General features: G+C 28.9%; 12 protein-coding genes and 1 other annotated feature. Of the genes, 4 read left to right on the top strand and 8 right to left on the bottom strand.

Annotation, left to right across the window (positions count from 1 at the left end):
• Positions 1 to 55: 55 nt before the first annotated feature.
• Positions 56 to 271: a binding site (T-box leader), on the bottom strand.
• Between the two features lie 107 nt (positions 272 to 378).
• The 3 genes from CLTEP_RS02495 to CLTEP_RS02505 form a co-directional block, all read right to left on the bottom strand.
• On the bottom strand, positions 379 to 714 hold the full coding sequence (locus tag CLTEP_RS02495) for a phosphate signaling complex PhoU family protein (protein ID WP_066822125.1): 336 nt from the start codon (positions 712 to 714) through the stop codon (positions 379 to 381).
• An 85-nt stretch (positions 715 to 799) separates the two neighbouring features.
• Positions 800 to 1486 (bottom strand): DUF1963 domain-containing protein, encoded by a 687-nt coding sequence (locus CLTEP_RS02500; RefSeq protein WP_066822127.1) that lies wholly within the window; start codon positions 1484 to 1486, stop codon positions 800 to 802.
• Entirely contained in the window at positions 1487 to 3193 is a 1707-nt protein-coding gene (locus tag CLTEP_RS02505) for an AAA family ATPase (RefSeq protein ID WP_066822130.1), read from the bottom strand.
• A 370-nt stretch (positions 3194 to 3563) separates the two neighbouring features.
• Here CLTEP_RS02505 and CLTEP_RS02510 point away from each other — a divergent pair, with 370 nt between their 5' ends.
• Entirely contained in the window at positions 3564 to 4556 is a 993-nt protein-coding gene (locus tag CLTEP_RS02510) for an ABC transporter substrate-binding protein (protein WP_153016264.1), read from the top strand.
• Between the two features lie 71 nt (positions 4557 to 4627).
• Here CLTEP_RS02510 and CLTEP_RS02515 read toward each other — a convergent pair whose 3' ends face one another.
• Together CLTEP_RS02515 and CLTEP_RS02520 are read right to left on the bottom strand one after the other, a co-directional pair.
• Positions 4628 to 8935: a 2-hydroxyacyl-CoA dehydratase gene (locus CLTEP_RS02515; protein WP_066822133.1), complete on the bottom strand. Its 4308-nt coding sequence runs from the start codon at positions 8933 to 8935 to the stop codon at positions 4628 to 4630.
• 360 nt (positions 8936 to 9295) lie between these two features.
• Positions 9296 to 10606: an MFS transporter gene (locus CLTEP_RS02520; protein WP_066822136.1), complete on the bottom strand. Its 1311-nt coding sequence runs from the start codon at positions 10604 to 10606 to the stop codon at positions 9296 to 9298.
• A 370-nt stretch (positions 10607 to 10976) separates the two neighbouring features.
• Between CLTEP_RS02520 and CLTEP_RS02525 the strand changes: the two genes are divergently transcribed.
• From CLTEP_RS02525 to CLTEP_RS02535, 3 genes are all read left to right on the top strand, one after another.
• A complete protein-coding gene (locus CLTEP_RS02525) occupies positions 10977 to 11744 on the top strand; it encodes an ABC transporter ATP-binding protein (protein ID WP_066822140.1) in 768 nt (255 codons plus the stop codon).
• Positions 11734 to 12531, top strand: coding sequence for an ABC transporter permease (locus CLTEP_RS02530; protein ID WP_066822143.1), 798 nt, complete (start codon positions 11734 to 11736; stop codon positions 12529 to 12531). Before CLTEP_RS02525 ends, CLTEP_RS02530 begins: the two co-directional genes overlap by 11 nt.
• Positions 12532 to 12609: 78 nt before the next feature.
• A complete protein-coding gene (locus tag CLTEP_RS02535; protein ID WP_066822146.1) occupies positions 12610 to 12960 on the top strand; it encodes a tetratricopeptide repeat protein in 351 nt (116 codons plus the stop codon).
• 108 nt (positions 12961 to 13068) lie between these two features.
• Here CLTEP_RS02535 and CLTEP_RS02540 read toward each other — a convergent pair whose 3' ends face one another.
• From CLTEP_RS02540 to CLTEP_RS02550, 3 genes are read right to left on the bottom strand one after another with little or no spacing between them, the layout of a single operon-like run.
• Complete coding sequence (locus tag CLTEP_RS02540) at positions 13069 to 14223, bottom strand: transglutaminase-like domain-containing protein (RefSeq protein ID WP_066822149.1); 1155 nt, start codon at positions 14221 to 14223, stop codon at positions 13069 to 13071.
• A gap of 34 nt (positions 14224 to 14257) precedes the next feature.
• Positions 14258 to 14905, bottom strand: coding sequence for a recombination regulator RecX (recX, locus tag CLTEP_RS02545; RefSeq protein ID WP_066822152.1), 648 nt, complete (start codon positions 14903 to 14905; stop codon positions 14258 to 14260).
• Between the two features lies 1 nt (position 14906).
• The gene (locus tag CLTEP_RS02550; RefSeq protein WP_066822155.1) at positions 14907 to 16157 is read right to left on the bottom strand and encodes a M16 family metallopeptidase; all 1251 of its coding nucleotides are present in this window, start codon (positions 16155 to 16157) and stop codon (positions 14907 to 14909) included.
• Positions 16158 to 16285 lie beyond the last annotated feature (128 nt).

Raw genomic sequence — 16285 nt, forward strand, 5'->3', positions numbered from 1 at the left:
CTAACTAATTACTGTAAAAATATTGGTCTTATAAAACAAAAAAACACCGTCACCCAAAAAGGACGACCGTGCGCGTTACCACCTTTATTCCTGTACTATCATACAAGCACTCATAATTTAACGATGCGTGAACACCGTCTCCACCTACTATATTTTCAGTGAAGAAGCTCCAAAGCTACCTTCAGAACACTTCCTATAGAAGATCTCACAGCCAACGAATCTTCCTCTCTTAATATTCCATATTCCTACTCCTCTTTTTCAATGCTTTTGAAATATATCATAAAAAACTATTTTATTGTATAAATTACTTCTTATTATATACTTTATTTAATACATGTCAAGCCATTTTTCTGCTAAAAGTGAAATTCTGTTATGTATCTAAGCATTCTTAAACCTTCTAGTTAATTCAATTAATCTATTGTCATTGTAATTGGTTTTCATTGATATATTATTAACATCAATTCTAAGCTGATCTACTTTGCTATCAATACTTTCAATTTTTTCGGCATTCTGTTTATACCCATCAAGCAATGCCTGTATTGTATCGGTTATTTCACCATCCACTTTAGCTCCTAATTTTCTAACATCTATTCTCAATTCTTCTTGGCCTACTCTTAATTCTTCCTGACCTACTCTTAATTCTTCTTGGCCTTTCTTCAATCCTTGAAGTTCAATATACATTTTTTCCATAAGTTCAAACATCTTATCTTCCATAAGATCACCTCTTATTTTAATTATATACTATATTTCAGCCATAGTGAACAATTAAAATCAATTTGTGATATGAAAAATATCCCAATTATGATTGACTCCACTCAATAATGCAATTAGTAAAGTCCATTTTTTCTAAATCATCTTTATCAATTCTCACACTCAGAATTCCTTCTTCAGTAAAATCTTCTCCTATTTGCAATAATAAAATCTTACCTTTTAGTAATTCTGCTTTTAATTCCTGTTCTTCATATTGACAATTAGTGTATATACCAAATAATTTTGACTTTTCAGTCCCTGCAAAAGGATTCCAACCCAGTTCTTCACCATCTTTAGCCCATTCTTCATCATATCTTTCACTTATGTTTTCTTCTTCAACGTAGATATCTTTTATTAAATTACCACTATAGAACCAATCTCCATGCTCCTTTACTACTCTTTTCAAATCTTTAGTTTTACAATTACTATAGATAACTTTACCACAATCACCATCTTCGCCGATAAACACATATATAAAACCTTCTTTAGGCAAATAGTCATTAAAGAAGCAATCTTTAAATTCCCTTAAATTAATTTGAGCCACAAAAAACAAATCCTCTGGATACTGAACATCTATTGGTAAATCCACTACTGGCCCTCCAATTCTTGACTTGCCAAGTGGAATATTAACTTTTTCATACTCCATATCAGTTTTACGAAAAATATACTGTTTAGGACAATATGTCATAGGGTCAGGAGTAAATCTTATACATTTATAATATTCTTCTATTTGCATTTACTTTACCTCCTCATTAATTACACACTTGTCCTTTACAAATACAAGTACCCATTTTTTTAAATTTGGTAGTGTACTAAGTTCTGCTGACTTCTTGTATCTGTTAATTTGTTTTATAGCTTCTACTCTTTCTTTCTCAATTATTGCTTTTCCCCTTTCCTCATACTTTTTCTGTGATATATATTTTAACTCAATAATGCCAAAATATTTAGGCTCAATATTATCTCTTTTTAATAAAGCTATATCTATATACCCTTCTTCTACCTCATACTCTGATTTTATAAGATATGCTTTAGCTAAATTTAAGTAAGCAATCATAATTATTTTTACATACTTTTCATCGAATAATATAAAATCCCTATTTGATAATTTATTCAAAGTCCTTTCAATAACATCAATGAAAGAATCTATTTCACCCTTTAATGCTAAGTTTTTAACAGATCTTTTTATTTCAGATATGTCTATTTCATAATCAGAATCTTCTCTTATCTTTTTTGCAAAATAATCAAAATATATTCCCTTAACTGCTTCATTTGGAATTTTATATATTACATCAGCAAGTTCACTTTCTTTAATAGTAAGAAACCCTAAATAAAACATTATTGATAAAAAATCTTCACTAGTAAAATCTTTTTCTAAACTAAATTGCTTTGTCACTTCACCAGAAAGTTCCTCACCTTTCAGTATTCTATTCATAATATTTATGTTACCATCTTTGCTTTTAAGATTAAAAAGATTTCCAATCTTACTATAATCGCTTGCAATATTTTCATCTATTAAATTCTTAGGGCCCTTACCATTTTCAATAAACTCTTGTAAATAATATAAAATCATATCACTATTAAAAAGTCTTGTTGATGCATCTTCTGAAAATAAATATCCATTATAATTTCTTTTTAAAATATAAATTAATTCTTGCATGTCTTTATCATTTAGTTTTATATTTACAGTTTTTTTAATAAGTTCTCTTACTTCATACTCTGTAAATCCCATCATCTCATTGAAATTAGCTTCTCTTGTTAAGTTCTTTCCTATATTAAAACCACTTGTCATACTATCCAAAGCAATTGGCGACACACCTGTAGCAAATATTCTTTGTATTATGGTTTCTGTACCTATTTTAAGCACTTCATACCATTTTCTTACAAAGCCCGTTTTACTTATACTATCCGAAAATAATTCTGGTTTAAAACTTAATAACTCATTAGCAAAATGATCATATTCATCTATTATAACATAAATAGGTTTATCTATTTCATACTTTACATTACTTAAAAAGCTATCAAACATACTCGAAACGAATGTATCTTTTACATAATCAACTTTAATGTTATAATTTCTAATAAACTCATCTAATCCCTTTCTAATAGCTAATGTAAAAGATTCTTCTAAAGATTCTTTAGTATCCGTTCTTAATCCTGAAAAATTAAATCTTAAAATACAATAACTATTTTTCTCTTTAGTAGGCCTTTTACCAATATACGTATTTCCATATAATTTTTCAAAATTATCTTTTTCCTTAATATCATAATAATTAGAAAGAACTGAGGTAAATAAACTCTTACCAAATCTTCTTGGTCTTAAAAAAAATATATATGGAGCATGATAATTCTCGAGTTTTTCTATATATCTAGTTTTATCTATAAAAACATAATTTTTTTCTACTAAAATTTTATAATCACTTATGCCATAAGGAATTTTCTTCATAATTTCACCCCTTTTTGAAAATAAACCTTATAGTAATTATATCATACGCAATAGAATAAAATCTATTAGGCATTTGAAAGAAAATAACAAGTCAAAGATGCGACGTATATTTTGTGAAATACAAAGAGTTGGGTTCCGCTGATAGTGGATTCTATCAACGGGTTCCAACGATGAAGTAGTTTGCAAAATAGACTAGCATACTGACTAGTTATTTTTTTGAAAATGCCTTATGTTAACAAAATCAAAATGCTAATCATATTATACAGTAATACAGAATTAATTGGAGGTGGAAACTGATTCATATATGAATCAGACACTTATGAAAAATAGAAGCTTTAAATTATCACATAGTAAAAAAATCATTATATCTATGATGACATGTGTATTTTTAATTTCAACTTTATTTGTGGGCTGTCAAAAAAATAATAATAAGGGACTGGCTAAAGTAAAGCTAAATGAGGTAGTGCGTTCAATATTCTATGCTCCAATGTATGTTGCAATTAATAAAGGCTTTTTTAAAGATGAAGGCATAGAAATAGATTTATCTACAGGTCAAGGTGCCGACAAAACTATGCAGGAAATACTAAGTGGCTCTGCAGATATAGGTTTTTGTGGTCCTGAACAGGTAATATATATCTATAATCAAAAGAGGGATGATTATCCAATAATATTTGCTCAATTAACTCAAAGAGATGGTTCTTTCCTAGTTGGAAGAAATAAAGAACCAAACTTTTCTTGGGAATCACTTAAAGGAGATACGATTATAGGCGGAAGACCAGGCGGAGTTCCAGAAATGACACTTGAATATGTTTTAAGAAACCATGGAATCGAAAACGGCAAAAACATTAATATTATAACAAATATAGCTTTTACAGCTACAGCAGGTGCATTTAAAAGTGGTACTGGTAGCTATGTTACCCTATTTGAACCAACAGCTAGTATGATGAAAAAAGATAATTCTGGTTTTATAGTAGCATCTATTGGTAAATCAGCTGGTCCAATACCTTACACATGTTATTTTTCAACAAAATCTTATATGGAAAAGAATTCAGAAATTCTTAAAAAATTCACAAGAGCAATATATAAAGGTCAACAATGGGTATATAAACATTCTGACCAAGAAATAGCAACTACAGTAAAATCATTTTTCCCTGGTGTAGACGAAGACATACTAACAGAATCAATTAAAAATTATAAAAAAATAAATGCATATGCACAAAATCCAATCATGAAAGAAGAAAACTTAAATAGATTAATGGATATAATTCAATCCTATAATTCAAGTTTATTACCAAAAAGACCACCATTTGATAAAATCGTAAACAATTCATTTGCTGAAAAAATTGTAGAAGAATTCAAGTAAAAGAACTGCGGCAATAATCCGCAGTTCTTTTACTTGCTTAACTAATCTCTTTTTTTACTACTCTTTTTTTACTACTCTATTTCACTATTTGTAACTAATATAGATCTAAGTTCCTTTGTGCTTGCTGCTTCTTTATATGCAGCATCCAATTCAGTCTCCCTCTTGAGATTTTTAAATGCTGCTGAAAGCATCAATTTTATTCTATTTAACTGATTAACTTCACTGGCACCAGGATCATAATCCACTGCGACAATATTTGAGCTTGGATATCTTCTCTTAAGCTCCTTAATCATACCCTTACCCGTAACGTGATTAGGCAAACAAGCAAAAGGTTGCATGCAGACTATATTTTTCGTTCCACTTTCAATAAGTTCAATCATTTCAGCAGTCAAAAACCATCCTTCTCCGCATTGATTACCAAGAGAAAGAATCTGTTCCGCTCCTCTTGCTAATTCTTGTATGCTCTTTGGTGGTTCAAATCTTTTGCTCATTTCCAATGCTTTCTTTAAATCTTTCCTATAATGCTCAATATATTTTATAACAATATTGCTAATAATTCGTGATTTTTTAGATTGTCCAAGATACTCATTTTTAAAAGTAGCGTCATAAGCTGAATACAAAAAGAAATCTATTAAATCAGGCATTACCGCCTCTCCACCTTCATTTTCTATAACCTTGACAATTTCATTATTTGCAGTTGGATGAAATTTTACTAATATCTCACCCACAAGTCCAATACTAGGCTTCTTAATATCCATTATTTCAATGCTATCAAAGTCTTTTACTATATTATAAATGTTCTTTTTAAACTCTCTACTACTTCCTCTAGTAACAGCATCTTTACAAATTATCTCCCATTTTTTGTAGAGTTCATTAGCAGAACCTTTTACTTTTTCATAAGGTCTCACTTTGTATAATACTCTCATTAAAAGATCACCATATACCAAAGCCATCATAGCTCTTTTAGCCATTGTAAGAGTTGGTTTAAAGCCTGGATTTTTCTCTAGCCCAACAGCATTTAATGAAATAACAGGTATATGAGGCATACCAGCATCCCTAAGAGCCTTTCGTATGAATGCTATATAATTAGTTGCTCTGCATCCCCCTCCCGTTTGGGATATCATAACAGAAGTATTATTCAAATCGTACTCACCTGACTGCAGTGCCTCTATTAGCTGTCCCGTAACTATTATTGAAGGATAACATGCATCATTATTAACATACTTTAATCCAATATCTACAGCCTTTGTATCAACAGCAGGAAGAATTTTTATTTTATAACCACACGAATTTAATGCTGGCTCTAAAAATTGAAAATGAATAGGAGACATCTGCGGTGCTAAAATAGTATGCTTTGCCTTCATGCTCTTTGTAAAAATAACCCTTTTTGGTAAAGATGCAATCTTTTTAGGCTTAACTTCGTGTGCATCCCTCTCATCAAGTGCAGCCTTTAATGAACGTATTCTTATTCGAGCCGCTCCCAAATTATTAACTTCATCTATTTTTAGCACAGTATATATTTTATTATTATTTGATAATATCTCTTGAACCTGATCCGTTGTAACAGCGTCTAGCCCACATCCAAATGAATTAAGCTGAACAAGTTCAATATTATGCTGCTTAGCTGCAAAACTAGCTGCTGCATAAAGTCTTGAATGATAAGTCCACTGATCTACAACCCTAAGTGGTCTCTCAACTTCACCCAAGTGTGCAACTGAATCCTCTGTCAAAACTGCCATATCAAAATTTGTTATCAAATTTGGAATACCATGATTTATTTCTGGATCTATATGATATGGCCTTCCAGCTAAAATTATACCCTTCTTACCTGTTTTATTTAGATATTCTATTACCTCTTCTCCTTTTTTCCTAATATCGCTTTTTACTTTTAAATCCTCTTCCCATGCTGCATACAAAGCCTCAGAAATCTCTTTCTTAGAAATATTAAATTCACCAAAAATATCCCATAATCTCTTTTCAAGTTTATTCTTATCATGAAGAGCCAAAAATGGGTTCATGAATTTTATATTCTTCTCTTTAATAATATCCATATTGTTTCTTATAACTTCTGGATAAGATGTTACTATAGGACAATTGTAATGATTATTTGCACCCTCTTGTTCCTTCTTCTCATATACAACACATGGATAGAATATCACATCAACTCCTCTATTAATCAAACTCATAATGTGACCATGAGTTATTTTAGCAGGATAGCACGCTGATTCAGAAGGTATTGTCTCTATACCCATCTCATAAACTGCTTTTGAAGACCTCTGTGAAATCTCTACTCTGTATCCTAGTTTAGTGAAAAATGTAAACCAAAAAGGATAATTTTCATACATATTTAAAACTCTAGGTATACCTATTACCCCTCTTTTTGCTTCTTCCTTCTTGAGAGGTACATAACTAAACAATCTCTTATACTTATAATCAAATAAATTTGGTATATCCTTCTTGATTATATCGTGTCCTGCTCCTCTTTCACATCTATTACCCGATATGAATTCTCTTCCATCTGAAAATTTATTTATCGTTAGCATGCAATTATTTCCGCATTTGCCACATCTTTTCATAGTAACTTCAGTTTTAAAGCTTTCAAGTTCATTTATTTTCAAAAGAGTACTTTTATAACCCTCTTTATATCTTTCTTTTGCTATGATTGCACATCCAAATGCACCCATAATTCCTGCAATATCAGGTCTTACAGCTTCTCTTTCAGAAATCAATTCAAAAGCCCTTAAAACAGCATCATTATAAAAAGTTCCACCTTGAACAATTATCTTATTACCCATATCTTTTGGGTCTCTTATCTTTATAACCTTTAAAAGTGCATTTTTGATTACTGAATATGAAAGTCCTGCAGAAATATCCCCTACAGATGCACCTTCCTTTTGAGCCTGTTTAACTCTTGAATTCATAAAAACAGTACACCTTGAACCCAAATCGACCGGACTTTTAGCTAATAAAGCTTCCTTTGCAAATTCTTTAGCATTCATATTAAGCGATTTTGCAAATGTTTCTATAAATGAACCACATCCTGATGAACAAGCTTCATTAAGCATTATGCTCTCAATTACACCATCCTTAACTTTTAAACATTTCATATCTTGTCCACCAATATCTAATATAAAATCAACACCTGGTAGGAAAAACTCTGCTGCTTTATAGTGAGCTACAGTTTCAATTTCTCCTATATCAACCTTAAGAGCAGCCTTAATTAAACCTTCACCATAACCTGTAACGGCAGAATTTACTATTTGAACCCCATCAGGAATATTGCTATATAAATCCTTTAATATCTTTATAACCAATTTAAGTGGATTTCCCTCATTACTTCCATAATATGAATAAAGCAAGGCTCCATCTTCATCAATCAAAGCCGCCTTTGTAGTAGTCGAACCTGCATCAATGCCTAAATAACATTTACCAGTATATTTAGACAACTCCTTTTTGTTTACAGTATAAACACTATGACTTTTTACAAATTCATTCAATTCATTCTCATCTTTGAATAAAGGCCTTAATCTCTGAACTTCAGTAGTACTTGCAAATATTATAGATGGCAACTTATCATGTAATTCTTTAAATGTCATTTTATCATTCTCTACCGAACTTAATGCAGCACCTAACGCTACAAATAACTGTGAATTTTCTGGGAAAATAATCTGCTCATCAGATAATTTTAATGTTTCCACAAATCTTTTCCTAAGTTCAGACAGAAAGTAGAGTGGTCCACCTAAAAATGCTACATTCCCTCTTATTGGTCTGCCACAAGCCAGTCCACTTATAGTTTGATTAACCACTGCTTGAAAAATAGATGCGGCAATATCTTCTTTTGCAGCTCCTTCATTCAGTAATGGCTGCACATCTGTTTTTGCGAAAACACCACATCTAGAAGCAATTGGATAAATTGTACTGTGCTTTTTTGCAAGTTCATTTAATCCTTGAGCATCTGTTTGAAGAAGTGATGCCATCTGATCAATGAACGCACCTGTTCCCCCTGCACAAGTACCATTCATCCTCTGCTCTATTCCGCCCTTAAAATATGTTATCTTTGCATCTTCTCCCCCTAATTCAATAGCAACATCTGTTTCAGGAATCAATTTTTCAACTGTATTAGTACATGCCACTACTTCTTGTATAAAAGGAATATTCAGCCATTTTGATACAGCCAGTCCACCCGAACCAGTTACCATAATAGTTATTTCTGCATCACTAAACTTCTTATAAGCATCATCAATAAGGTCAATAAGAGTCTTCTTAATATCAGAAAAATGCCTCTGATACTTGCTATAAACAGTTCTATATTTATCTATTACAACTAATTTAACTGTTGTCGACCCAACATCTAAACCAATATTCAATAGTCTTTTCATAATACTAATCACTTCTCCATATCAAAAATTAAATCTCAAGTTACATTATATAATTATTACATTTTAATTTCAAATACTAATTAGTTAATTTTTACAAATATTTCATTCTAATTAATGAAAATATGTCATTTAGCACTCGAATACTCTTAATATCATATTCAAAACGATTCTTTTTTTGATACAGATAATTAGGTTAAGTTTCAAATCATTGTAATATACCTGTTTTTATCGTTTCTACAAGACTCCCACTTCTATAAGTGGGAGATTGAAGCTTTTTGCTTCAGGTGGAGTAGAGTCTCCACCTGAAGTCCCAATGTTTTGATTTAGCAAAACGAGTTCACTCTATAACAATCACAAATCTTAACTTTCATGAGATAAATCTATATCTTGTAAAGTTTCAAGTTTTTCTTCATCATCATCACATTTTTCATCAAAGCTTAATTTTTTTCTCAAAATAATAATAACCATAAACAATAAAACTGCAGATAATCCTATACACATCCAAGCTTCTATATTATCAAGTAAAAGCCCAAATATCATTTTACCTAAAGGAATTGTTGCCATACCACCTGTAGTCATTACAGTCATTACTCTCCCCATTAATGATAGAGGAGTCTCCTTTTGAATTATTGTAAACATTGCAATATTAGCAACTCCAGATATTAAAATACAAAGTGATGTAATTATTATAAGACTAATATATGGTATGAAATTGCCTGTAAATAAATTTGTATAGAATGGAGAAGCTATTACTGCTATTATACCAATTAATATAGAGGCAATAATATACCCTAAAAATAATTGTTTACCTAATTTAATTTTTTTAGAAACCATACTGCAAATAAAAGGTGACATAATCATTGGAACTACTAAAATTGATTCAAAAAAACCATACTGATAATCAGTAATTTTAAATATTTCTTTACATACATAAGTTAACCCTACAGAGAATGTTGCATCAGCTGCTAAATTAATTAATAAACATAAAATCATTATACTTAACATAATTTCTTTATTCTTTATAAAACTAATACCTTCAGAAAAATCACCAAAAAACGCTTTTACATTGATTTTTTCTGGTTTTTTATTTGATTTAGGTATATTTATAAACATTTCACTTATAGAAGATACAATAAAACTTATGGAATTTACAATTAATATTACTAATAAACCATAAAACCCAAATAAAACACCTGCTATTGCTGGTGCTAGTAAATTACCTAGTCTCATTATAACGGTAACTATGCTATTAGCATCTACCAACTCATCTTTTTTTATAATACTTGGAATAACCGTATTTACAGCTGGTTGTAATAATAAAGATGCCATAGAAAGCAGAATTACTAAAATATATATATATCCTAAAGAAAGTCCACCGTTAATTTTAAAAATCACTGCAAATATACCAACTATAATACCACTTAGCATATCTAAATAAACTATTATTTTCTTTCTATCAAACCAATCAGCAAATACACCTGCAACAGGTCCTAAAATCAATTCAGGAATTAATGTTACTGCTAATACAGATGCAAATTTAGTAGCTGAACCTGTAATTTTTAATACATACAATGACAATGCGAAATTCTGCATATTTGTACCTACAAGAGATACCAATTTCCCCATTATTAATAGTGAAAAATCTTTCTGTTTTAATAATTTTATATTCATACTAATATTCTCCTTATACATTATTACATTAATATTCAAATATATTATTATTCTCAACTAGTATTATTTGAAATTTCACTGTCCACATTAGTGTTCCTATTTGTGATGTTGCACTTCCAAATATCAATAAAATTAAAGCTTTCTTTAAATATAGATTTTTCCATATAATATTTACCTCATTTTCTACAGATTGCAATTAATATATTCACTATTATATCAAAATAATTACAAAATCTCCATATTGTTGGTTATATTGGTATAAAAAAGAATAAAAATCAATTTATACTATAACACATGTATACATTAAATCATATTTTATATTATAAAACTTGTGTGTTATAACCATAAGTTATTAGAAGGGGATGATAGCTTGAATAAGGTTGATGTAAAAAATATATATATGAACTATCACACTATAACCTCCGAAACAACTGCACTAAAAAATATTTCTTTCAGTGTTAAAGAGGGAGAGTTTTTAACCATAGTTGGACCATCCGGCTGTGGTAAATCCACTTTACTTAACATAATTGCAGGCTTACTTACACCATCAAAAGGCAAAATTTATATACATGAAAATAAAATTCGTACCTCAAGCAAAAATATTGGATATATGTTCCAAAAAGATCAATTATTTGAGTGGATTTCCGTTTGGGAAAATGTAATATTAGGATTAAAAATACAGAAAATATTTACAGAAAAAAATAAAGACTATGTAATAAGCCTCCTTAGGCATTATGGATTATGGAATTTTAGAAATCATTACCCAAAACAGCTTTCTGGTGGTATGCGTCAAAGAGTTGCTCTTATAAGAACATTAGCCACAAATCCAGACGTTTTACTGTTAGATGAACCATTTTCTGCATTAGACTATCAAACTCGATTAAAAATAAGTGATGAAGTGTTTAAAATAATAAGAGATGAGAAAAAAACCGTAATAATGGTAACTCATGATATACCAGAAGCCATATCTATGTCAGATAGAATAATTGTTCTTTCTAATAGACCCGCAGAAATTAGAAAAACAGAAATCATCAATTTTTCTAAAGAATATTCTTCTCCTTTAAAAAGAAGAGAAGCTCCAAACTTTAGACTGTATTTTAATTCAATTTGGAAGGAGTTGGATTCAAATGTCAAATAACAGTATTGAGCATAAAAATTATATTGAAAAAGTTAAAAGAAGAAAACGAAAAATAATAATAACTCAAATATTAATATTGATTATATTCTTTGCATGGTGGGAAATATCAGGAGATTTGAAAATAGTAGACCCATTTTTAACTAGCACACCTTCAAGAATGTTAAAAACACTAGTTAAACTTTACAATCAAGGTGATTTATTTAAACATATATTAATAACATGTGGAGAAACTATACTTGGTTTTTCTCTCGGAACATTTTTAGGAACTCTAATAGCAATTTTGCTTTGGTGGTCCGATTTTGTAGCAAAAGTATTAGATCCTTATATAGTTGTATTAAATGCACTTCCAAAAGTTGCACTAGCCCCAATAATAATATTTTGGGTTGGTAATGGTATAGGTGCAATAATAATAATTGCCCTTTTGATATCAATAATAGTAACAATAATAACAGTTCTTAATGGATTTAAATCAGTAGATGAAGATAAAATAAAACTACTAAAGACATTTGGTGCAACAAAATTTCAAATTCTTACTCATTTGATTATTCCTGCATCCATTCCAACTCTAATATCTGCACTAAAAATAAATGTTGGTCTTTCTTGGGTTGGTGTAATAATGGGTGAATTCCTAGTTGCAAAAGAAGGACTCGGATTTTTAATTATATTTGGTGGACAAATTTCTCAATTAGATATGGTAATGATGAGCATAATAATTCTTGCAATATTAGCTTTTCTTATGTATAAATGCGTAGCAATTTTAGAGAAAAGATATAGAACTTTTGAATAATTTTCTATATTCGGTATAAAAATCTCTAAAATTGGATATTTATAAGGTATAAGCATTATTTTGTAAGAGGTGTTATCTATGGATTATTTCAGAAGAGCTAATGAACTATACAGTTTAAAACAATATGAAAAAGCTATATCTATGTATGAAAAATCACTTGAAATAAACAAAAACGAAGCAAGTTCACTATACAATGTAGCAGTATGCTACATAAAATTAAAAAAATATATGCTTGCAATTGAATCACTCAAAAAAGCAGTAAAAATACGATCGGACAGCAAATACTATTTTAATTTAGCATACTGCTATGCAATGATAGATAATAAACAAAAATCTCTACTTTATTTTAATTTAGCTTGGGCACTTGATAATTCCGACGTTGAATGTGAAAAAGCAATAAATTTAATATTAAAAGGCTACAGAAAATAATTATGAAATAAAACACCATAATGCATATTTCGTATTAAGAGCAAAGTATTTGAATATGAGCCAAGCCCATATTTATACTTATTTTTAGTACAATATATGCATTATTTTTTACCATTCTCCTGCAATACCCTCTTGAATATGATCGGACTTAAATTTATCACTATCGAAATAGTTTCCCCCTATATAAAAAGTGGCATCTACATCTACCCATCTATTTTGCTCTTTTATATACACTTGATTCCAAGCATGGCTTACCCATATTTTTCCGTTAAATCCCTTGCCTGTTACCATTCTAACCTTGATATCATTTGCTCTGCACATAGCAACATAAAGGCATGCATAATCAAAGCATATTCCCTTTCTAGTATTAAACGCACTAATTGCACCCGACTTGCTCTTAAAATCATTGCCCATTATCATTTTAGCCTTATCGCTGTCATATTTAATATTTTTTCCTATCCAATTATAAATCATATTTGCCTTCTGATAATCATTATTAGCTTTTTTAGTTAAAGTAACTGCAAAAGAATCAATTTTTTTGTTTGATTTGACACCCTCATCTATTGTAATTCCATTATAATATACTATTACATTCTTACTGCTAGCTGAATCAATTTCCTTTTTAACTATTTTAAATGAATCATTTATTATTATTGGAAGTTTTTCAGCTATAACAGAATTTGCAACTGGTAATACTACATGTTTACATATTTCATTATACAAAAATGACCTCTCTAAATTTTCATTTATATTTATCCCCAAATTAATTATAGATGCAATATTTAAAGTAAATGTTATTATTATAACATATATGATTGACCTAGGTATTTCAAAAGCTGCTCCTATAATTCTCTTTAAAAAATTGCCTTTTCTCTCAAGTGTTCTCTCAATACTGTCAAGTGCTGGATATATTGTGATACTATTAATTAACTTTATTATCAATACTAAAACTTCATAAATTACTATTATGCAAATAGGAATGCTTACAATATAAATAATAATGGTATTTTCAGTTATAAATTGATTTACTCTATATGGAAAATAATTTTTAATACCATCGAATGTTCCCTTTTTATACTCTTCAAATAATCTCTTAACTGCTTGCATTCCTAAAAATATAGCAATTAAAAACACTATATTTCTTGCTATACTTTCAATATTTCTTTTAAGATTGTACGATGAAAATTTAATTATAAATCCTTTTGTAATAGGATACAAAAAAACAATAATCAAGAATAAAGTTATGGCATCACTCTTAAACATACATTCACCTGCTCATATTTAAATTAACTCCTTATTAATATAATTCTTCATCCTCTTTAAGTATATCCTTAAGAATATTTTTAATATCATTATATTCATATCCTCTTCTGACAAGATAATTAAAAAGTTTCTTATAAATCTTACTATCATTTGTTTCTAATTTTTTAAGAACTTTGTATCTTTTTTCAGCTAATTCAAACGCAGAATTTTTCTCTTCTTCACATTCAATTAAATCTATTTCATTTTGAATTATTTCTTCAGGAACACCTTTTTTCAGAAGTTCAAATCTTATCTTATTTCTTCCTTCTTTTAATATTTTTTCTTTTATAAACATTTTTGCATATTTCTTATCGTTTATAAAATCATATTCTTTCAGAAATTTTAATACTCTTTCTGCTGTATCATCTGAATATCCTAACTTAATCAATCTCTCTTTTACTTCTTTTTCAGTTTTAATACATTTTTCTAGTATTCTTAATGCTCTATTCTTTGCCTTAATATAATTATCCTCATTTATAACATCACTTATATACTCAAAGTCAATATGCTTATTTTTAAATAAACTGTACTTATAAACAAGTTCCGCACTACATGCAAATGCAAACTCATCATCAACAAAAATATTCACTCTATCCTTATTTTTCTTTTGAATTTCCACTTTTGTAATTATATTATTCTCCATGTTATTCACTCTTTTCTGGCATAATTATGTAAATAGTAGGATTTTTTAAAACTTTATTTGCAACGCTGTATAAATCTTCTCCCTTCATATTGTCAATATATTCCATCTCATGCTCAAACTTAAATATATCATCATCTTCCATTATTTGAAGGAGAACATAACTGCTCAATTCACTAGAATCTTCTAATGTTGAAGCTATAGATGTTTTAAACACTTTTTTTATTTGCTTCATAGTATTACTATCAAATATGATTTCTTTATTTATTATTTTATCAATACATAAATCAATAATATTCAAAGCACTATCAATATTTTTGCTGTCCATAGAAGTAAAAATATAAAGTGTCTTTATATTTTTACTAATATCTAGTGTACTGTAAACATCATATACTAAACCCCTTTTTTCTCTTAATTCCTTAAACAATATAGAATTCGAACTATCCCCAAATTTATTGTTCAATATTCTCAATGCTAATTCTTCTTTCTCAGTTAATCCATAAAATGTGTACAAATAAGTTATTGTACCCTGTTCTATGTCCTTTTTAAAAGTTTTCTTTATAATAGGCTTATTATTTTCTATTATAACATATTTTTTTAAAATTTCATTATATTTCCATAAATTAAAGTACTTTTTTATTATATCCATAACATATTCGTGTTCGAATGGAGAAACTACCGATATACAACAATTATTAGGAACATAATATTTTTTGTAAAATTCGACTAAGTGTTTTCTTTCAATATTGTTAACACTATATTCATATCCTAGTATTTCATATTTTATAGGATTTCTATCAAATGCAATTTCATTTATTTTTCTATAACTCAAATCTTCAATATCGTCAATGCTTGTCTTTATTTCAGATAATATAACTCCTCTTTCCTTATTTAATTCAGACTGTGGAAAAATTGAATTAATAAGCATATCAGCTATTATACTAACAGCAGGCTCTAATTCATTGCTGAGTGCAGTAATGCTATATACCGTCCTAGTATAATCAGTATACGCATTATAATCACCACCTAATCCTTCAAGTATGTCATTTATTTCTTCATTATTTTTAGAATGAGTACCTTTAAACATCATATGCTCAATAAAATGTGCAATTCCCCTTTGACTCTCATCTTCATAAATTGAACCTACATTAATCCCCACATTCAAAGACATCAATTGAGTATTTCTTTTTACTGTTACAATTTTTAGTCCATTATAAAGCATTGTCTCTTTAGCATCAAAAAAATTTTCCCTCATACTTTTCTCCCTCTATTTTTTATATACAAAAATAATAACATACTTTTTAATTTCATTCATTAAATAACTTAAACATCTTCAAAAAATAGATTAGCATATTTAATCTGTTATTTTCTTTAAAATACCTA

The organism is Clostridium tepidiprofundi DSM 19306, assembly GCF_001594005.1.
Taxonomy (GTDB): domain Bacteria; phylum Bacillota; class Clostridia; order Clostridiales; family Clostridiaceae; genus Clostridium_AC; species Clostridium_AC tepidiprofundi.

Excerpts from the sequence above, each read along its gene's own strand:
- CLTEP_RS02495 (WP_066822125.1), bottom strand. The coding sequence starts at position 714 with ATGGAAGATAAGATGTTTGAACTTATGGAAAAAATGTATATTGAACTT.
- CLTEP_RS02500 (WP_066822127.1), bottom strand. The coding sequence starts at position 1,486 with ATGCAAATAGAAGAATATTATAAATGTATAAGATTTACTCCTGACCCT.
- CLTEP_RS02505 (WP_066822130.1), bottom strand. The coding sequence starts at position 3,193 with ATGAAGAAAATTCCTTATGGCATAAGTGATTATAAAATTTTAGTAGAA.
- CLTEP_RS02510 (WP_153016264.1), top strand. The coding sequence starts at position 3,564 with ATGATGACATGTGTATTTTTAATTTCAACTTTATTTGTGGGCTGTCAA.
- CLTEP_RS02515 (WP_066822133.1), bottom strand. The coding sequence starts at position 8,935 with ATGAAAAGACTATTGAATATTGGTTTAGATGTTGGGTCGACAACAGTT.
- CLTEP_RS02520 (WP_066822136.1), bottom strand. The coding sequence starts at position 10,606 with ATGAATATAAAATTATTAAAACAGAAAGATTTTTCACTATTAATAATG.
- CLTEP_RS02530 (WP_066822143.1), top strand. The coding sequence starts at position 11,734 with ATGTCAAATAACAGTATTGAGCATAAAAATTATATTGAAAAAGTTAAA.
- CLTEP_RS02535 (WP_066822146.1), top strand. The coding sequence starts at position 12,610 with ATGGATTATTTCAGAAGAGCTAATGAACTATACAGTTTAAAACAATAT.
- CLTEP_RS02540 (WP_066822149.1), bottom strand. The coding sequence starts at position 14,223 with ATGTTTAAGAGTGATGCCATAACTTTATTCTTGATTATTGTTTTTTTG.
- recX (WP_066822152.1), bottom strand. The coding sequence starts at position 14,905 with ATGGAGAATAATATAATTACAAAAGTGGAAATTCAAAAGAAAAATAAG.
- CLTEP_RS02550 (WP_066822155.1), bottom strand. The coding sequence starts at position 16,157 with ATGAGGGAAAATTTTTTTGATGCTAAAGAGACAATGCTTTATAATGGA.